General features: G+C 28.2%; 25 protein-coding genes and 1 pseudogene. 17 read left to right on the top strand and 9 right to left on the bottom strand.

The genetic code is table 11. The features are described 5' to 3' along the window. Nucleotides 1–5: 5 nt before the first annotated feature. Nucleotides 6–362 (bottom strand): HIT family protein, encoded by a 357-nt coding sequence (locus GBG18_RS08305; RefSeq protein WP_193311103.1) that lies wholly within the window; start codon nucleotides 360–362, stop codon nucleotides 6–8. Between the two features lie 246 nt (nucleotides 363–608). On the opposite strand from GBG18_RS08305, the gene rpmJ reads away from it, so the two are divergent. The 9 genes from rpmJ (at nucleotide 609) to GBG18_RS08260 (ending at nucleotide 6,927) form a co-directional block, all read left to right on the top strand. Continuing rightward, nucleotides 609–722: a 50S ribosomal protein L36 gene (rpmJ, locus tag GBG18_RS08300; protein ID WP_072682678.1), complete on the top strand. Its 114-nt coding sequence runs from the start codon at nucleotides 609–611 to the stop codon at nucleotides 720–722. A 5-nt stretch (nucleotides 723–727) separates the two neighbouring features. Then, the gene (gene rpsM / locus GBG18_RS08295; RefSeq protein ID WP_152190121.1) at nucleotides 728–1,096 is read left to right on the top strand and encodes a 30S ribosomal protein S13; all 369 of its coding nucleotides are present in this window, start codon (nucleotides 728–730) and stop codon (nucleotides 1,094–1,096) included. Nucleotides 1,097–1,105: 9 nt separating this feature from the next. Next, on the top strand, nucleotides 1,106–1,498 hold the full coding sequence (gene rpsK, locus GBG18_RS08290; protein WP_152190119.1) for a 30S ribosomal protein S11: 393 nt from the start codon (nucleotides 1,106–1,108) through the stop codon (nucleotides 1,496–1,498). Nucleotides 1,499–1,508: 10 nt separating this feature from the next. Then, nucleotides 1,509–2,135 carry a 30S ribosomal protein S4 gene (gene rpsD, locus GBG18_RS08285; protein WP_152190117.1) on the top strand — a complete coding sequence of 209 codons (627 nt, stop codon included), beginning with the start codon at nucleotides 1,509–1,511 and terminating at the stop codon, nucleotides 2,133–2,135. Nucleotides 2,136–2,151: 16 nt separating this feature from the next. After that, entirely contained in the window at nucleotides 2,152–3,150 is a 999-nt protein-coding gene (locus tag GBG18_RS08280; RefSeq protein ID WP_152190115.1) for a DNA-directed RNA polymerase subunit alpha, read from the top strand. A 15-nt stretch (nucleotides 3,151–3,165) separates the two neighbouring features. Continuing rightward, nucleotides 3,166–3,516, top strand: a complete 351-nt coding sequence (gene rplQ / locus GBG18_RS08275) for a 50S ribosomal protein L17 (protein WP_152190113.1) — start codon at nucleotides 3,166–3,168, stop codon at nucleotides 3,514–3,516. Nucleotides 3,517–3,714: 198 nt separating this feature from the next. Then, entirely contained in the window at nucleotides 3,715–5,076 is a 1,362-nt protein-coding gene (gatA, locus tag GBG18_RS08270; protein WP_193311102.1) for an Asp-tRNA(Asn)/Glu-tRNA(Gln) amidotransferase subunit GatA, read from the top strand. 12 nt (nucleotides 5,077–5,088) lie between these two features. After that, on the top strand, nucleotides 5,089–6,534 hold the full coding sequence (gene guaB / locus GBG18_RS08265) for an IMP dehydrogenase (RefSeq protein ID WP_152190111.1): 1,446 nt from the start codon (nucleotides 5,089–5,091) through the stop codon (nucleotides 6,532–6,534). A 39-nt stretch (nucleotides 6,535–6,573) separates the two neighbouring features. Continuing rightward, on the top strand, nucleotides 6,574–6,927 hold the full coding sequence (locus tag GBG18_RS08260; RefSeq protein WP_152190109.1) for a DCC1-like thiol-disulfide oxidoreductase family protein: 354 nt from the start codon (nucleotides 6,574–6,576) through the stop codon (nucleotides 6,925–6,927). A 16-nt stretch (nucleotides 6,928–6,943) separates the two neighbouring features. Here the strand turns inward: GBG18_RS08260 and GBG18_RS08255 are convergent, their stop codons facing one another. Further along, the gene (locus GBG18_RS08255) at nucleotides 6,944–7,270 is read right to left on the bottom strand and encodes an MTH1187 family thiamine-binding protein (protein WP_152190107.1); all 327 of its coding nucleotides are present in this window, start codon (nucleotides 7,268–7,270) and stop codon (nucleotides 6,944–6,946) included. A 27-nt stretch (nucleotides 7,271–7,297) separates the two neighbouring features. After that, entirely contained in the window at nucleotides 7,298–7,552 is a 255-nt protein-coding gene (locus GBG18_RS08250) for a hypothetical protein (RefSeq protein WP_152190105.1), read from the bottom strand. A 133-nt stretch (nucleotides 7,553–7,685) separates the two neighbouring features. Here GBG18_RS08250 and GBG18_RS08245 point away from each other — a divergent pair, with 133 nt between their 5' ends. The 3 genes from GBG18_RS08245 to GBG18_RS08235 all read left to right on the top strand — a co-directional run bounded on the left by GBG18_RS08245 (nucleotide 7,686) and on the right by GBG18_RS08235 (nucleotide 9,626). Further along, nucleotides 7,686–8,444 (top strand): alpha/beta fold hydrolase, encoded by a 759-nt coding sequence (locus GBG18_RS08245; RefSeq protein WP_152190103.1) that lies wholly within the window; start codon nucleotides 7,686–7,688, stop codon nucleotides 8,442–8,444. Nucleotides 8,445–8,529: 85 nt separating this feature from the next. After that, the gene (locus GBG18_RS08240) at nucleotides 8,530–9,174 is read left to right on the top strand and encodes an adenylate kinase (RefSeq protein WP_152190101.1); all 645 of its coding nucleotides are present in this window, start codon (nucleotides 8,530–8,532) and stop codon (nucleotides 9,172–9,174) included. A gap of 140 nt (nucleotides 9,175–9,314) precedes the next feature. Next, entirely contained in the window at nucleotides 9,315–9,626 is a 312-nt protein-coding gene (locus tag GBG18_RS08235; protein WP_152190099.1) for an EthD family reductase, read from the top strand. Between the two features lie 62 nt (nucleotides 9,627–9,688). Here the strand turns inward: GBG18_RS08235 and GBG18_RS08230 are convergent, their stop codons facing one another. Further along, entirely contained in the window at nucleotides 9,689–10,126 is a 438-nt protein-coding gene (locus GBG18_RS08230; protein WP_152190097.1) for a VOC family protein, read from the bottom strand. A 340-nt stretch (nucleotides 10,127–10,466) separates the two neighbouring features. On the opposite strand from GBG18_RS08230, the gene GBG18_RS08225 reads away from it, so the two are divergent. Together GBG18_RS08225 and GBG18_RS08215 are read left to right on the top strand one after the other, a co-directional pair. Next, the gene (locus GBG18_RS08225; protein ID WP_193311101.1) at nucleotides 10,467–10,853 is read left to right on the top strand and encodes a CGNR zinc finger domain-containing protein; all 387 of its coding nucleotides are present in this window, start codon (nucleotides 10,467–10,469) and stop codon (nucleotides 10,851–10,853) included. 299 nt (nucleotides 10,854–11,152) lie between these two features. Then, a complete protein-coding gene (locus GBG18_RS08215; RefSeq protein ID WP_226896417.1) occupies nucleotides 11,153–11,878 on the top strand; it encodes an NYN domain-containing protein in 726 nt (241 codons plus the stop codon). 14 nt (nucleotides 11,879–11,892) lie between these two features. Here GBG18_RS08215 and GBG18_RS08210 read toward each other — a convergent pair whose 3' ends face one another. Genes GBG18_RS08210 through GBG18_RS08200 form a run of 3 tightly spaced genes read right to left on the bottom strand, consistent with a single transcriptional unit; the run spans nucleotide 11,893 to nucleotide 13,874 of the window. Next, a complete protein-coding gene (locus tag GBG18_RS08210) occupies nucleotides 11,893–12,126 on the bottom strand; it encodes a transcriptional antiterminator Rof (RefSeq protein ID WP_152190094.1) in 234 nt (77 codons plus the stop codon). 18 nt (nucleotides 12,127–12,144) lie between these two features. Continuing rightward, nucleotides 12,145–13,005 carry a prephenate dehydratase gene (locus GBG18_RS08205; RefSeq protein ID WP_152190092.1) on the bottom strand — a complete coding sequence of 287 codons (861 nt, stop codon included), beginning with the start codon at nucleotides 13,003–13,005 and terminating at the stop codon, nucleotides 12,145–12,147. A gap of 59 nt (nucleotides 13,006–13,064) precedes the next feature. After that, complete coding sequence (locus GBG18_RS08200) at nucleotides 13,065–13,874, bottom strand: fumarylacetoacetate hydrolase family protein (RefSeq protein ID WP_152190090.1); 810 nt, start codon at nucleotides 13,872–13,874, stop codon at nucleotides 13,065–13,067. Nucleotides 13,875–13,932: 58 nt separating this feature from the next. On the opposite strand from GBG18_RS08200, the gene GBG18_RS15320 reads away from it, so the two are divergent. Continuing rightward, entirely contained in the window at nucleotides 13,933–14,073 is a 141-nt protein-coding gene (locus GBG18_RS15320) for a hypothetical protein (RefSeq protein ID WP_193311100.1), read from the top strand. A gap of 12 nt (nucleotides 14,074–14,085) precedes the next feature. Then, nucleotides 14,086–14,310: pseudogene (locus GBG18_RS08195) on the top strand (thioredoxin family protein); the annotation flags it as partial. Here the strand turns inward: GBG18_RS08195 and GBG18_RS08190 are convergent. Then, the gene (locus tag GBG18_RS08190; protein ID WP_152190086.1) at nucleotides 14,299–14,718 is read right to left on the bottom strand and encodes an FKBP-type peptidyl-prolyl cis-trans isomerase; all 420 of its coding nucleotides are present in this window, start codon (nucleotides 14,716–14,718) and stop codon (nucleotides 14,299–14,301) included. The pseudogene GBG18_RS08195 and the gene GBG18_RS08190 overlap by 12 nt on opposite strands. A gap of 75 nt (nucleotides 14,719–14,793) precedes the next feature. Between GBG18_RS08190 and GBG18_RS08185 the strand changes: the two genes are divergently transcribed. Beyond that, nucleotides 14,794–15,732, top strand: a complete 939-nt coding sequence (locus tag GBG18_RS08185; protein ID WP_152190084.1) for a matrixin family metalloprotease — start codon at nucleotides 14,794–14,796, stop codon at nucleotides 15,730–15,732. On the opposite strand, the gene GBG18_RS08180 is transcribed toward GBG18_RS08185, so the two are convergent. Beyond that, on the bottom strand, nucleotides 15,733–16,227 hold the full coding sequence (locus GBG18_RS08180) for a type II toxin-antitoxin system antitoxin SocA domain-containing protein (RefSeq protein ID WP_152190082.1): 495 nt from the start codon (nucleotides 16,225–16,227) through the stop codon (nucleotides 15,733–15,735). Nucleotides 16,228–16,300 lie beyond the last annotated feature (73 nt).

The following is a 16,300-nucleotide window of genomic DNA, read 5'->3' as shown; positions in this document are numbered from 1 at the left end:
TAAGTTTATAGCTTATTTTTTATAATTTCAAAAAACTCATCAAAAGAGGGTAAATCAAGTTTTGCTTCTCTTTGAACTTTTCCCCACATAGGTTCAGGAAAGTATGAGTCTTCCTCAAATCTAGCCATAATATGAAAATGCACATGTGGTACATAGTTTCCAAATGATGCAATATTTATTTTTGTAGGTTTAAAATAAGCTAACATCTCTTTTTCACAAATATCTAAACATCTAAAGATTTCCATTTTTGTTTCGTTATCACATTGAGAAAATTCTTTAATTTCTTTATTTGTAAATATTTTCAACCATGGAATTTCACTATTTTCTATTTCTATTTTAATTAATTCATTTTTATATATTATTGACATAATTTACCTTTGATAATTTATGAAATTCTACTATAAGCTTTATTAAACTACTTAAATACAATACATTAACCTACCTTTAAGTAAAAATTAAATATAATCCAAATCCATTTTACAACCATAAAAGAAGTTTTTATAAAATGTTTTGTGTTTTATAAAGAGTTGGATGAATGTATTAGGAATGTACTTAATCGTTCAGTCCTGTTGTAATATTGGCAAATACACAAAAAAGAGGGACGACTTATGAAAGTTAGAGCTTCAGTAAAGAAGATGTGTGACAAATGTAAAATTGTCAAAAGAAGAGGTGTCGTAAGAGTGATTTGCGAAACTAAAAAACACAAACAAAGACAAGGATAAGACACATGGCAAGAATCGCAGGTGTTGATTTACCAAATAAAAAAAGAATGGAATATGCTTTAACGTATATTTTTGGAATTGGGTTACATAACTCAAGATTAATTTTAGACGCTGTTGGAATTGATAGAAATAAAAGAGCTCATGAATTAACTGAAGATGAAGCTGCAGCAATTAGACAAGAGATCCAAAAAGACTACGTAGTTGAAGGTGATCTTAGAAAAAAAGTTGCTATGGATATTAAATCATTGATGGACATTGGTTCATACAGAGGTTTAAGACATAGAAAAGGTTTACCATGTAGAGGGCAAAAGACTAAAACTAATGCTCGAACAAGAAAAGGTAAAAAGAAAACTGTTGGCGCAGCAGCGAAGTAAGGATAACTAATGGCAAAAAGAAAAGTTACTAGAAAAAAAGTTGTAAAAAAGAATATTGCTGACGGTATCGTTCATATTGCGGCTACTTTCAACAACACTATGGTTACAGTTACAGACAGCGTAGGTAATGCTATTGCTTGGTCAAGTGCTGGAAACTTAGGATTTAAAGGTTCTAAAAAGTCTACTCCATTTGCTGCACAAGCTGCTGTTGAAGATGCAATGGCTAAAGCTATGGAACATGGAATTAAAAACATTGGTATCAAAATTCAAGGACCTGGTTCAGGTAGAGACACTGCAGTTAAAGCTGTTGGTGCAATTGAAGGTATCAGAGTTACATGGTTAAAGGATGTTACACCATTACCACATAATGGTTGTAGACCTCCTAAAAGAAGAAGAGTGTAAGGGGCAATAGATGGCAAGATATAGAGGACCAGTAGAAAAAATCGAGAGAAGACTTGATGCAGACCTTGGATTAAAAGGTGAAAGAAGACTTAACGGAAAATCTGCTTTAGAAAAAAGACCATTTGCTCCAGGACAACACGGACAAAGAAGAACTAAAATTTCTGAGTATGGATTACAATTAAGAGAAAAGCAAAAAGCTAAATTTATGTATGGTGTTTCTGAAAAACAATTCAGAAAATACTTCAAAAAAGCAGCTTCTTCTGAAGGTAATACAGGATCTAACTTAATTACAACAATTGAGCAAAGATTAGATAATGTTGTTTATAGAATGGGATTTGCTACAACTAGAGCAAATGCTAGACAATTTACAACTCATGGGCACGTTTTAGTTGACGGAAAGAAAGTAGATATTCCTTCTTACGTTGTTAAACCAGGTCAAAAAATTGAGATTAAAGAAAAATCTAAATCTAATCCTCAAATCGTTAGAGCATTAGAATTAACTAATCAAACAGGTATTGTTGATTGGGTAGATGTTGATACAACTAAAGCATTTGGTATTTTTACTAGAATTCCTACAAGAGAAGAAGTAGTTATTCCAGTTGAAGAAAGATTAATCGTAGAGTTATATTCTAAGTAATAAGTAAAGGTAGCCAATGAAAAAGTTTGCAGATACACCGTTTTTACCAACAGAAGTTGAAATCGAAACTATCAATGATAATGAAGCTAAGATTTCTGCATATCCATTTGAAAGTGGTTTTGCAATAACTTTGGCACACCCTTTAAGAAGACTTCTTTTAAGTTCTTCAGTTGGTTACGCACCAATTGCAGTTAAAATTGAAGGAGCTTCTCACGAGTTTGACTCGTTAAGAGGGATGCTTGAAGATATAGCTATTTTTATTATTAATCTTAAAAATATTAAATTTAAAATTAATAGTGATGAAGAACAAGTAGTAGTAGAATATTCTTTTGATGGACCAAAAGAAATTAAAGGTGAGGACTTAATCAACTCTGATGTTGAAGTTGTTTCTCCTGATGTTCACTTAGCTACAATTAATTCGGATTGTAATTTAACATTCTCTGTAATTATTCAAAAAGGTATTGGTTATATGCCTTCTGAAGATATTAGAGAAATTGTTGGACCAGATTATATTCCTGTAGATGCTTTCTTTACTCCTGTAAAAAAAGTTGTTTACGATATTGAAAAAATGTTAGTTGAAGATAATCCTAACTTTGAAAAAGCTGTATTTAATGTACAAACAAATGGACAAATTTCTCCAATAACTGTTTTTAAAGAAGCAGTTTCTGTTATGTATTCTCAAATGTCAGTATTTAACAAAGTATTTGATTTATCTGAAGTAACAGTTAGTGATGCAGGTGAAGAACCAGTAGAACTAAAAGATTTAGTTGTCAAAATTGATGACTTAAATTTAAGTGCTAGATCATTCAACTCTTTAGATAGAGCTGGATTAAAATTCTTAGGTGAATTAGTACTTATGAGTGAAGTTGAAGTAAAAAATATCAAAAATCTTGGGAAAAAATCTTATGATGAAATTGCTGAAAAGCTTGAGTCACTTGGTTTCCCAGTTGAAGATACACTTCCAGAAAATGTTGCTTCTGCATTAAGAAGAAAGTTAGAGCAACTTAAAGCATAATTAAGGGTTTAGAATATGAGACATAAGCACGGATATAGAAAGTTAAGTAGAACTTCTTCTCATAGAAAAGCAATGTTAAAAAACATGGCGATTGCTATTATCGAAAGAGAAAAGATTGAAACAACTGTTCCAAAAGCAAAAGAATTAAGAAGATACATTGAAAGATTAGTAACAACTGCAAGAAATGCAGATTTAAATACTCATAGACAAGTATTTGCTGCTTTACAAAGTAAAGAAGCTACTAAAAAATTAATCAATGAAATTGCACCAAAGTATGAAGACAGAAATGGTGGATATACTTCAATTATTAAAACAAGAATTAGAAGAGGTGATGCTACTCAAATGGCATTCATTTCATTCGTATAATTATTAGTTTTTATTGATTAAAAAGGTAGGAGTTTTCTCCTACCTTTTTTTTTACACAAAAATATCTTCAATAATATTATTTCCTCAAAACTTAAATTTTCCTTTTCCTTTTTAATTAATATTTGCTTCACCATATTTTAATCATTTTTTAGATAAAATCGGGTGTAATACTATAATTACAATTCACAGGAGACATGTTTGATAACTCTAAAAGAAGCACTAACTTTAGCTAGTGACGATATTAAAAAATTAAGAGATGATTTAACTACAAAAATTAAAGAAAACAAAACTGGTGCGTATGTTGAACAACTAACTTCAACAGATATTTCTACTACAGGACATGGAATTCCAATTGCTATAAAAGATAATATAAATGTTAAAAATTGGGAAATTACTTGTTCTAGTAATATTTTAAAAGGTTATATTTCACCATACAATGCAACTGTAATCAATAATTTAGAAAAAGCAGGTTTAAGTCCATTTGGACGAGCTAATATGGACGAGTTTGCAATGGGAAGTTCAACTGAATCTTCTTGTTATGGAAAAACTTTAAATCCAATAGATAATAATAAAGTTCCAGGAGGAAGCTCTGGGGGTTCTGCTGCTGCTGTTGCTGGTGGTATTGCTATTGCTGCTTTAGGAACTGATACTGGTGGAAGTATTAGACAACCAGCTGCTTACTGTGGTGTTGTTGGAATGAAACCAACTTATGGAAGAGTTTCAAGATATGGAATTACTGCATATTCTTCTTCACTAGATCAATGTGGACCGATTACTCAAAATGTTGAAGATGCTGCAATTTTATACGATATTATTTCAGGACATGACGAAAAAGATTCTACTTCTGCAAATGTTGATTATGAAGCAGTTACTCCAAAACTAGATGCTAATAAAAAATTAACTATTGCAGTTATTGATAATTTTATTGATCAAGCTAGTCCAGCTATTAAAAATGCATTCACAAAATCTATAAAAGCTTTAGAAGAAGCAGGACATAAAATTATTCATAAAAATATGTTAGATACAGGAAAGATTCTTTCTTCTTACTATATCGTAGCAACTGCTGAAGCATCTGCAAATCTTTCAAGATTTGATGGTGTTAGATATGGAAATAGAAAAGGTGAAAGTGGTTTAAAAGATATGTATGTTCAAACTAAATCTCAAGGATTTGGAGATGAAGTACAAAAAAGAATTATGTTAGGTTCTTTTGTATTAAGTTCAGGATATTATGATGCATACTATATAAAAGCACAAAAGGTTCGACACTTAATTAAAGATGAATATGAAGCTATATTTAATGAAGCAGACTTAATTCTTTCTCCAGTTGCTCCTACAACAGCACCTGAATTTGGAAGTTTTAAAACATCATTAGAAATGTACTTAAGTGATATATATACAATTTCAGTAAATTTAGCAGGATTACCTGCAATTTCATTACCAGTTGATAAGGATGAAAATGGAATGCCAGTTGGTCTTCAATTCATCGCAAAAGCTTATGATGAACAAACTATGTTTGACGGTGCTTTATCACTAGAAAAAGCAATTAATTATAAAAAATAAGAAAGGGATATTATGAGAATTAGAAAAAGAGCATTAACATTTGAAGACGTATTATTAGTACCAGCAAAGTCAGAAATTTTACCAAAAGAGGTATCATTAGAAACTAAATTAACAAAAAAAATTACATTAAAAATCCCTTTTGTTTCAGCTGCAATGGATACAGTTACAGAATATGAAGCTGCAATTGCAATGGCTAGACTTGGTGGTATTGGAATTATTCATAAAAATATGGATATTGAAACTCAAGCACTTCAAGTTAAAAAAGTTAAAAAGAGTGAATCCGGAATGATTATAGATCCAATTACTATTAAAATGGATCAAACACTTCAAGATGCTGAAGATATTATGGCTGAATACAAAATTTCAGGAGTTCCTGTTGTTGATGATAATAAAAATTTATTAGGAATTGTAACAAATAGAGATATGAGATTTACTAAAGATTTTTCTAAAAAAGTAAGTGTTAAGATGACAATGATGCCTCTTATTACTGCTAAAGAGGGAACAACTTTAGAAGAAGCTGCTGATGTTATGCATTCTAATAAAATTGAGAAATTACCAATTGTTGATGATAAAAATAAATTAATTGGTCTTATTACAATTAAAGATATTAATAAAAAAAGAGAATATCCAAACGCATCTAAAGATCAATTCGGAAGATTAATTGTTGGTGCTGCTATTGGTGTTGGACAATTAGACAGAGCAAGAGCTTTAGTTGAAGCTGGTGTTGATGTTTTAGTTATGGATTCTGCTCATGGACATTCAAAAGGTATTTTAGATTCAGTTAAAGATATCAAATCTAAATTAGATGTTGAAATTATTGCTGGTAATGTTGCAACTTCTGAGGGTACTAAAGCTCTTATTGATGCTGGTGCTGATGCTGTTAAAGTAGGAATTGGACCTGGTTCTATTTGTACTACTAGAATTGTTGCAGGTGTTGGTGTTCCACAAATTTCTGCAATTGATGAATGTGCACAAGAAGGTGCTAAATATGGAGTTCCAATCATTGCTGATGGTGGAATTAAATACTCTGGTGATGTTGCAAAAGCATTAGCTGTTGGTGCATCTTCAGTTATGATGGGTTCTGCATTAGCTGGAACTGATGAAAGTCCTGGTGAATTAATTTTATTCCAAGGAAGAAAATTCAAAACTTATAGAGGAATGGGTTCTATTGGAGCTATGACTAAAGGAAGTACTGATAGATATTTCCAAGAAGGAACAGCTGCTGATAAACTAGTACCTGAAGGAATTGAAGGTAGAGTTGCATATAGAGGTTCAATCGCTGATATTATTCACCAAATGACAGGTGGATTAAGATCATCTATGGGATATCTAGGTTCTGGAACTATTACTATATTCCAAGAAACTGCTGAGTTTGTTGAAATTACATCTGCGGGACTTAAAGAGTCTCATGTTCATGATGTAACTATTACAAACGAAGCTCCAAACTACCACGTATAAAAAAAGAGGTTTATAAAACCTCTTTTTTTAATCTCACTTATGAAAATAGAACTATTTTATGATAAAGAGTGTCCTTTTTGTAAATTTTATGCAAACTATATTAAGCTAAAAGAAAAACATAAATTAATACTTATTAATGTTAGGGATAGCCAAAGTATCATTGAATTAGAAAAGTTCAGATTACAAGGCTTAGATATTAATAATGGATTTATTATAAGAGTTGAAAATAATGAGCTTTTTCAAGGTGTTGATGCTATTTCTTTTTTAAATAATCTAGTAAAGAAGAAAATTTATTTCCCTGATAATTATCTTTTTAGAAGTATTATTTATCCTATTATTAAATCTATTAGAAAGTTTATTCTTATTATTATGGGAAAGAAATATAATATTTGATTTGCTTATAAAATCTTTAACTATTAACTTTTCTATTTAAAGTTTTTTCTACTTTTTCAACTTTTGTTTTGAGTCTATTTTCACAGTTTTTACGTATATCAAATTTTAGTGAACTATATACTCTATCACAATCTTCTAATTGCTCATAAGCTAACTCTACGATACTTAAAGCTTCTTTCATACTGCTTGCTTCTATAATGGTTCCCATTGCTGTTAATTGATATGGTATTCCACTTTTATCAATAGCATCGATTACTTTACTTACTTCTTTTGAAACAGAAGAACCTTCTCTTCCATCATCTGATGTAGGAAACATTGCAAATTCTAAAAGTACTGATAACATTGTTTTCTCCTTTGTTTTTTTATCAAATTATATGTCAAAATTAATAAAATCTTTTACAGTAAAAGTTTTAAATACAGCTATTTTTTCATAAATAAGCTCTTTTTCTTTATCTGTATTTGCTTCTTCATACTCTTTTTCACTTTCTAGTATTTTTTCTAGTGTTGCTTTGATTTTAAAAACTTCATCTGTAGTCATATAATCATTATACTTTCCATGTCCTACATAAAAAGCTACTTTTCTTATGCTATCAAATATTTGTTCTATTTGTTTATCTCTTTGCATTACTTACTCCATTAGGTCTAAAAGAAGTGTATCTAAAAGATTTTTAAAGCATCTTTTATATCGATTTCTAAATTTATATATAAGAGTTTAGATGTTAAACTTTTTGCTAAACAAATAAATATATAGGATAGTAATGATAAAGTTAGGCCATAAAATAATTGGAACGGGTAAAAAAAATATAATAGTTTTGCATGAACTAATGGGAAACTATAAAAATTATGAGCCTATTTTCCCTTACTTAAATACAGATGATTTTACTTTTGTATTTGTAGATTTACGTGGTTATGGATTATCAAAAGATATTGAAGGTGTTTATTCTTGTGTTGAAGCATCTAATGATATTAAAAATCTTATAACACAACTAGATTTAGAAGATGTTGTTTTAATTGCACACTCAATGTCAACACTTATTGCACAAAAAACTGCACTTATTGATTCAAGAATTTCAAAACTTATACTTATTACTCCAATCCCTCCTACTGGAATAAAATTATCACAAATTGCAAAAGATAAACTTATAGATGAAATGAAAGAAAATAAAAATAAAATTGAAGAGATAGTTTATAGTGCAAGTAAAAGACACAATAAAACGTGGGCTAAATCTAGAATTAAAATGGCATATGAATCCTCAATACTTAATGCACGAATTGGGTATATGAAAATGTATTTAGAAACTGATTTTTCACAAGAAGTTGAAAATATAAAAATACCTATTAAAATAATTGTTGGGAAATATGATTTTCCTATTTTTGCATTAAAATCAGTTACAAAACTATTCTTCCCTTATTATAAAGATTTAGAAATTATTGAATGTCAAGAAGCAGGACATTATCCAATGTTAGAATGTCCTGTGTATTTTGCCTCTAAAATAGAAGAGTTTGCTAAAGAGTAAAATTTAGTATGTAGTTTTTATCTCTTAGGTACTATTAACTAGTTTTTTTATACAATCACGTAAAAGAAAATCAAGGAAGTTGAACATGAATTTAATGGTATTTGGAGCTCCTGGCGCAGGAAAAGGTACACAAGCTAAATTTTTAATAGAAAAGTATGATATCCCTCAAATCTCTACAGGTGATATTTTAAGAGCAGCAATTGCAGATAAAACTGATATGGGTATGGAAGCTAAGAACTTTATGGATGCAGGAAAACTAGTTCCTGATTCAACTATCATTGGTATTATTAAAGATAGATTAGCCCAAGATGATTGTAAAAAAGGTTTTATTCTTGATGGTTTCCCAAGAACTCTAGGTCAAGCTGAAGCATTAAGTGAATTAATGTCTAATATGAATATTTCTTTAGATAAAGTAATTTCTTTAAATGTTCCAGATGAATTAATTGTTGGAAGAATTACAGGTAGAAGAGTTTGTTCTTCTTGTGGAGCATCTTTCCATGTAGATTTTAATCCATCAAAAAAAGAAGATATATGTGATTACTGTGAATCAGAATTAATTATTAGAAAAGATGATAATGCTGAAACTGTTAAAAGTAGATTAGGTGCATATCATGACCAAACAGCACCACTTATTGATTTCTATACAAAAATGGGTGTTATGGTAGAACTTGATGGAACAAAGGATGTATCAGAAGTAACTGCTGATATGTTTACTGCACTTTCTAAATAATCTAAAATATATATAACTTAGAAGTTGGATTTTATTTTTCAACTTCTAAAATCTTCAATAATATATACTCTTGCTATATTCATATGATAAACTTTTTACTTAAGTTACTTATTGCTTAAATTCAAAAATAGGAAAATATAATGATTAAAGTAAGTGTAATGTATCCAAACTCAGAAGATGTAGTATTTGATAAAGAATATTACTGTAATAAACATGTTCCTTTAGTTTCAAAATTATTAGGTGATGCATTAAAAAATGCACAAGTAGATTTTGGATTAGCTGGTGGTGTACCAGGAACTCCTGCTTTATATGTAGTGATAACTCAAATGACATTTGATTCTATTGAGGCTTTTCAAAGTATCTTTGCAGTTCATGCAGAAGAAATACTTTCAGATATTCCAAACTTTACAAATTCACAGCCCCAAATTCAAATTAGTGAAATTATAATTTAATCTCTTTATAAAAGTCTTGCTATTCTTCTAAAAATCACTTTAATTTTTTATAATAGCAAGCTTTAAAAAAATCCACAAGATGAATGTTTATGATTACTTTGATTTTTTTCATTAATCCCTTCTGCAATGCAAACTTCTAATCTTATACCATTTGGATCTAGAAAAAATACACCACCAGAGGAAGAGCCCTCACAATGTGTTACTATTCCATTATAAATTTTTGTAATTTTATATTCTTCTAATTTTTTTTCAAAGGCTTTTAATTCATCTACACAATTTACTATAAATGCTAAATGATGAAGTCCTGCTGTAGAAGTTGAAAATTTTTTATCTGATTGTTCCCATAAAGTTACGATGATTTCTTTATCTTTTCCTAAAAAAATGTATTTTTTATCTTCTAATATCTCCTCAAAAAGAATGTCAAATCCAAAAAGTTTCAAATAAAACTCTTTTGATTCCTCCATATTATTTACATTAATTCCTATATGTCCTATTTTCATTTATATCCTTGTTAACCATTTAAATAAGTTTAGATAGTTAATATAAATCTTATCACTTTTTTACTAACCTGTCAAGTAATTTTAGAAGGTTAGTTAAAATTATATATTAATTTATTTCATGCTATTATAAAAATAAAAAGGAATAGTCATAAAATCTTTTCTATTTATTGGTTCTAATCACATAACAGATTTTATAAATACTATATATACTCCACATAGTGAAGTTATTGAGTTATTAATAAATTATTCTGATGTCCAAGAGTGGTTTTTAAAAGTAGGATTAGTAAAGAAATTTGATGAATTAAGTATTGATAAAAAGAAAAAGTATTTTGAAGAGATATTGAATTATAGAAAATTAATAAGAGATAGTTTTAAAAACTATCTTGAGCATAACTCTTCTTTAGATAATTTGATTAAAGTTAGTAATAATATTTTATTAAAAAGTTCAGTACACCCTCAAATACTAATAAAAGATGATATTTATGTATTAGAATATATTAGTAATACATCAAATCATAATAGATTATTATCGATCTTAGCAATTGAGTTTATAAAACTTTTGAGCTCAGAAAAGTTTAAATATCTAAAAAAATGTGATAATCATAAGTGCAGTTTATATTTTATAGATACTTCGAAAAATCACTCTAGACGATGGTGTAGTATGGATATTTGTGGAAATAGGTCAAAAGTCAATAGCTTTAGTAAACGAAAAAAAGTTAAGGAATAAAAAATGAAGAGACATATATTATATTAAAAGGGTTTGGTTTTTTCAAGTAGATGGAAAAGTTATTGATATAAAAGAGGGTAGTGTAATAATAGTTGGGCCTGAAGGTATAAGAGGTATACGTAATTCTTCTGATGAGACAATTATATATATTGTAATTCAGGCAAAAGAAAACTCTTTGGAAGAGTATACAACTGATGATGGTACAAGAGTTGAATTTCATCCTAAATGGTAAATTTGAAGTATAAACTAACATTTATCTAGATAAGATGTCGTAATATGTATAGAATATAAGGATAATAATGCGAGATAAAACAATGAAACTAGCTGTACTAATTGATGCAGATAATGCTCAAGCTTCTGTAGTTGCAGAACTACTTGCAGAAGTAGCAAAGTTTGGAGTTGCAAGTATAAAAAGAGCTTATGGTGATTGGACAACTCCAAATCTAAAGCAGTGGAAAGAGCATTTAAATTCGCATGCTATTCAACCTATTCAACAATTCTCTTATACACAAGGTAAAAACGCAACAGATGCTTCATTAATTATTGATGCAATGGATATTTTACATGAAAACTCTTTAGATGGCTTTTGTCTAATTTCCTCTGATAGTGACTTTACAAGACTTGCTACAAGAATTCGTGAATCAGGTTTGATAGTATATGGTTTTGGTGAAAAAAAGACTCCTGAAGCTTTTATCGCTGCTTGTGATAAGTTTGTATTTACCGAGATTTTACGAGAGAAAAAAGATACTGATACTGATACTGTAGAAGTTGAAGAGGCTAATAATACTGAATTAAGGCCTATTATTATTTCAGCAATAAATGCAGTATCTAAAGATGATGGATGGGCAAGACTTTCAAATTTAGGAGCATATATAAATAAAAAGCATCCTTCTTTCGACCCTAGAAATTATGGTTATGATAAGTTAGGAAAATTAATTAGAGATTTAAACTATATTTTAATTGATGAAAGAAAATTTAATGATGATTCAGATAATGTTCATATTTATATAAGAATAAGAGACTAGTTTTAAATAGTCTTTTATTCTTCTTTATGTCTTTTTCCATTGAAAGTAAGAACTGTATCTAATCTTATTTTCACATTGGAATCTAAAACCATGAACTCTATACCATCTATTACTTCCATAGTTTTTACAATTCCTTTTAAAGTTTCTTTTTGTTCTTCATCTTTTAAATAGACAATAGTTGAAGGGATTTTTCTTTGCATTGCAACATTTAATTGATCAAAAAATTCACATGAGATTGGATTGTACATTTACTTCTTTCCTAATATTTAATTTTTAAAAGTTTCCATTATATCTCTATAAGAATCTCTTTTATATATACCTAATTGCTTCATATCTTTTGCAAAAAACTTTAACTCTTCAATTGCAAATTGCATTCTTTTTTCACTTATATGTCCATCAATATCTATATGAAATTGACTAGCATTCATAGTACCTGGAATAGAGTAACTTTCAAGTTTAATAAGATTTACTCCATTTGTAGCAAAACCACCTAATGCTTTATATAAAGCAGATGGAATATCTCTTACTTCAAAAACTAAAGATGTAATATATTTTTCATTTTCAATATATTCAGGTATTTCATTATTTTTACCAAGTATTAAGAACCTTGTAGTATTTCCATGATGATCCCCAAAGTTATCATCTAAAATATTTAAATTATAAAGTTCTGCTGATAAACTTGAAGCAATTGCTGCATGTGCTTTATCTTTCATATGAGTTAGTTCTTGTGCAGCACCTGCTGTATCAAACTTTGCGATTGCTTGTATATTCATTTTTGTGATATTCCCAAGACATTGAGCAAGTGCTTGAGGATGAGATGACACATATTTTATATCTCTAAGAGTTGAATCTTTAAGACCTAGTAAACAGTGTTTAATAGGTTCAAAATGCTCATCAATAATAGTTAATTCCATTTTAGGAATTAATCTATAAATCTCTTCAACTCTTCCTGCTGTTGAGTTTTCAACTGGAATCATAGCAAAATTAGCAACGCCAGTTTCAACTAAATACATAGCTTCTTTAAACGATTGACAAGCGATTGTTTGGGCTTGTGGAAATACATTTTTACAAGAAAGATGAGAGTAAGCCCCACCTACACCTTGATATGCAATAGTCTGTTTATTCATATTTTTAATACCTATTTAAATTTTGTGTATTTTACTATATGATACTTAAAAATAGGTTCTTATTTTGTAGATATTCTATTAGTAACTTTTCCAACTTTCTCAATCTCTACAGATACTATATCTTTATTTGATAAACTTTGTGTTCTTCCTGGTGTTCCCATATATATTAAATCTCCAGGCATTAGTGTAAAGTACTGACTTAAATAACTTACAACTTTTGAGGGTTTATGAATCATATATTTTGTATTTTCTTGTTGTACAATCTTACCATTGAGTTTTGTTGTTAATAATAGATTATTATAATCAACTCCAAGAGCTATTGTTGAGCCAATTGGTCCAAAGCCATCTGATGCTTTTGCTCTCATCCATTGTAAATCACTTCCTTGCCAATTTCTTTCAGTTAAATCATTTCCAACTGTCACACCAAAAATATAATCTTTTGCATCTTTAATAGAAACATTTTTTGCTTTTTTACCAATTACTAAAACTAATTCTCCCTCAAAATGTACATTTGTTGAATCTTTTGGTAAGACAATAGTTTCTTCACTTAAAATTAAAGAAGAGGGTGATTTAAAAAACAAAGGCGGTGGCATATTTGAAGCAGATGAGAGATGACTTGCAAAGTTCATTCCAACTGCAAATACATTTTGAGCTTTAGTAGGTAGTAAAAACTTAACTTTGTTAATTGGGATTTTCTCGCCAACTGGTTTTAAACTTTTATAGATATTTGAATCTAATGCTTGGATATAGTCATTGTTTATTTGACCATAATATATTTCATTTTTATACTCAAATCTAGCAATATGTATTTCTTTTGCAAAAAAATTTAGTGATAAAAAGAATAGTAAAAAAAGAGGTAAAGGTTTCATATTTAATCCTTTAGTGAAAAATTGTTATAATTATTAATCATAATATAAAAGGACTCATATGAAAATTAAACTACTAGTTTTAGTCTCTTTATTTTTTTTGAATAGTATACTTTTTGCCTTTGAAGATTTAACTCAAGAAAATTTTGAAGAGAAAACAATTGGTAAAAAGGTAATCTTAGACTTTTATTCGCAAACTTGAGGAGCTTGTAAGGCTTTAGGTGAAAGCTTAACAATCTATAATAAAAACAAGCAAGATGATGTAGTGATTTATAAAGTTGATATCGATAAACAAAAAAGTTTAGCAAAAGAGTTTAGTGTCAGGGTAATTCCCACTTTAATATATTTTAAAGATGATGAAATTCAAGAAAGAGAACTTGGTGTTAAAACACCTGCTTTAATAAAGCAAAGTGTTAAAACTTACTTGTTAGATAATTGATTTTATAATAACTTTAAATTCTAATTCACAACCTGCTAATGGGTGATTGTAATCTACTGTAACATGTTCTTTTGTTACATCTGTTACAGTTGCTCTAATAGGTTCTTTTCTATCATTTTCAGCTTCTAAAACCATTCCAATTTGTAAATCAATTCCTTCAAACTCAGAAATATCAAGAGTTTCAGAGAGTTTTTCATCATATTCTCCATAAGCGTCTTTAGGACTTACTTTTATGATTTTAGTTTCACCTTCATTCATATCTTTTATTCCTAATTCTAAACCACTTATTATTTGTCCTGAACCATATACAAAAGATATAGACTCTTTATCCATGTTTGTATCAATTATTTCATCATTTAGTTTTAATTCATAATTTAATGTAATATTTTGCTTCTCTTTTATTGACATATTGTTCCTTCTATTTTTTGCTTAATACTATATCTAAATAAGCTATGATAAATATATATTTTATTAGAATAAAGTATGTTTACAAAAATAATATTACCAATCCTACTTTTATCAACTTTTTGTAATGCCTCTTTTGAAAAAATAAAAATTGGCAAAATAGATAACTATTATAAAGATAAAATAAATTATCAAGAAGTTCGTAATATCTTAGATGAAATAGAACATACTTTTGAATCACAGCTTAATATGAATATTTTTGATTATTCAAATGATGGAAAAGTTATTGATATCCTTTATGTTCCAAGTTCTAAACTTGAAAAAAGAATAGATAGAAAAATCCAAAGACTAAAGTTAAAAAAAGCAAAAATAGAAAAGATTCAAAACTCTTTACTTAAAAGATTAGAATATATTAATAAGCAAAAAGAGTTTATAGAAGAAGAACATCTTATATTAAATAAAAAAATTAAAACTTTAAATGATTATGTAAAAGAGGTTAATAAACAAAAAAACTTCTCAAAACAAGAGTATACAAAAATCAAAGCTTATATAAAAGAACAACAAACAAAGGTCAAATCCTATACAAATACTTTTAAAAGAAATCAAAGAAAAATACAATCAAAAGTAAATTTATACAACCAAAAAGTAAATTTGCAAAATTCTTTAATTAGAGACTTTAATAGATTAAATAATGAAGTTGAAAGAATGAATAGAAGTTTTAAAAAAGTAAAAGGCAATGCATTTGGTATAAAAGAAGTTACTTCAAAAATTTTTTATAAAGATGGAAAAAGAGTAAAAGAAAAAAGTGTTAAAAATATAATGAATAAGATAGAAATCTATGGTTTTGAGAGTAGAAACGAATTAAAAGCTATAATTGCACATGAGATTGCGCATTTAGTTGGAATCCCACATATAGATGATAAAGATGCGTTAATGAATCCGATATTACAAAAAAATCAGATAAATCAACTATCTTTAACACAAAGTGATATTTTAAATTTTAAGAAAAACTTTTAATTAAATAATAACTTGTCCATTTGGTATTTTTCTTAAATCATCAATTTGAAAACATGCATTTGCAATATTTCTAGGGCTTGTACTTTTATGCTCACTTACAACTTTATGAATTGTTTTCATTTCATCTTCTGTAAAAAGTGATTCATCAAAATCTTCTTCCATTTTAATAAACTTTAACTCAGCGAATTTTTTTCTTTCAATAACTTCAATATCTAAATAATCTAAAAGTTCTTGAATAAAATAAAGTCTTTCATCCTCTTCTTCTAAATCTTCATTATTAGCAATCACATCAAAAAGTTCACTTAAAAGTACTGGTTCTGGGTTTCTTGAGCTTTTAATATACTCTTCATTAAATATCTTTTTCTCACAAAACTTAAGATGATTATACTCCATTAGAAAAAGCATAATTGATACTTTCTTATCATTTAGGTGGTCAACTTTTTTATGTAACATGTATAAAATCACATTAGCTATTTTTGTAATATCTACGTTCAAATAAATTCCTTTAAATTAGTAAGCGAAGTATATAATATAATGTATAAAGATTTGTTTTATTGTCATTTAAGTT

The organism is Poseidonibacter ostreae, assembly GCF_009208075.1.
GTDB lineage: Bacteria > Campylobacterota > Campylobacteria > Campylobacterales > Arcobacteraceae > Poseidonibacter > Poseidonibacter ostreae.
This window is presented reverse-complemented; position numbering and strand designations above follow the sequence as displayed.

Excerpts from the sequence above, each read along its gene's own strand:
- GBG18_RS08200 (WP_152190090.1), bottom strand. The coding sequence starts at position 13,874 with ATGAAACCTTTACCTCTTTTTTTACTATTCTTTTTATCACTAAATTTT.
- rplQ (WP_152190113.1), top strand. The coding sequence starts at position 3,166 with ATGAGACATAAGCACGGATATAGAAAGTTAAGTAGAACTTCTTCTCAT.
- rpsD (WP_152190117.1), top strand. The coding sequence starts at position 1,509 with ATGGCAAGATATAGAGGACCAGTAGAAAAAATCGAGAGAAGACTTGAT.
- GBG18_RS08205 (WP_152190092.1), bottom strand. The coding sequence starts at position 13,005 with ATGAATAAACAGACTATTGCATATCAAGGTGTAGGTGGGGCTTACTCT.
- GBG18_RS08280 (WP_152190115.1), top strand. The coding sequence starts at position 2,152 with ATGAAAAAGTTTGCAGATACACCGTTTTTACCAACAGAAGTTGAAATC.
- rpsM (WP_152190121.1), top strand. The coding sequence starts at position 728 with ATGGCAAGAATCGCAGGTGTTGATTTACCAAATAAAAAAAGAATGGAA.
- rpmJ (WP_072682678.1), top strand. The coding sequence starts at position 609 with ATGAAAGTTAGAGCTTCAGTAAAGAAGATGTGTGACAAATGTAAAATT.
- GBG18_RS08230 (WP_152190097.1), bottom strand. The coding sequence starts at position 10,126 with ATGAAAATAGGACATATAGGAATTAATGTAAATAATATGGAGGAATCA.
- GBG18_RS08190 (WP_152190086.1), bottom strand. The coding sequence starts at position 14,718 with ATGTCAATAAAAGAGAAGCAAAATATTACATTAAATTATGAATTAAAA.
- GBG18_RS08240 (WP_152190101.1), top strand. The coding sequence starts at position 8,530 with ATGAATTTAATGGTATTTGGAGCTCCTGGCGCAGGAAAAGGTACACAA.
- rpsK (WP_152190119.1), top strand. The coding sequence starts at position 1,106 with ATGGCAAAAAGAAAAGTTACTAGAAAAAAAGTTGTAAAAAAGAATATT.
- GBG18_RS08185 (WP_152190084.1), top strand. The coding sequence starts at position 14,794 with ATGTTTACAAAAATAATATTACCAATCCTACTTTTATCAACTTTTTGT.
- GBG18_RS08260 (WP_152190109.1), top strand. The coding sequence starts at position 6,574 with ATGAAAATAGAACTATTTTATGATAAAGAGTGTCCTTTTTGTAAATTT.
- GBG18_RS08245 (WP_152190103.1), top strand. The coding sequence starts at position 7,686 with ATGATAAAGTTAGGCCATAAAATAATTGGAACGGGTAAAAAAAATATA.
- GBG18_RS15320 (WP_193311100.1), top strand. The coding sequence starts at position 13,933 with ATGAAAATTAAACTACTAGTTTTAGTCTCTTTATTTTTTTTGAATAGT.
- GBG18_RS08210 (WP_152190094.1), bottom strand. The coding sequence starts at position 12,126 with ATGTACAATCCAATCTCATGTGAATTTTTTGATCAATTAAATGTTGCA.
- GBG18_RS08215 (WP_226896417.1), top strand. The coding sequence starts at position 11,153 with ATGCGAGATAAAACAATGAAACTAGCTGTACTAATTGATGCAGATAAT.
- GBG18_RS08250 (WP_152190105.1), bottom strand. The coding sequence starts at position 7,552 with ATGCAAAGAGATAAACAAATAGAACAAATATTTGATAGCATAAGAAAA.
- GBG18_RS08255 (WP_152190107.1), bottom strand. The coding sequence starts at position 7,270 with ATGTTATCAGTACTTTTAGAATTTGCAATGTTTCCTACATCAGATGAT.
- guaB (WP_152190111.1), top strand. The coding sequence starts at position 5,089 with ATGAGAATTAGAAAAAGAGCATTAACATTTGAAGACGTATTATTAGTA.
- GBG18_RS08235 (WP_152190099.1), top strand. The coding sequence starts at position 9,315 with ATGATTAAAGTAAGTGTAATGTATCCAAACTCAGAAGATGTAGTATTT.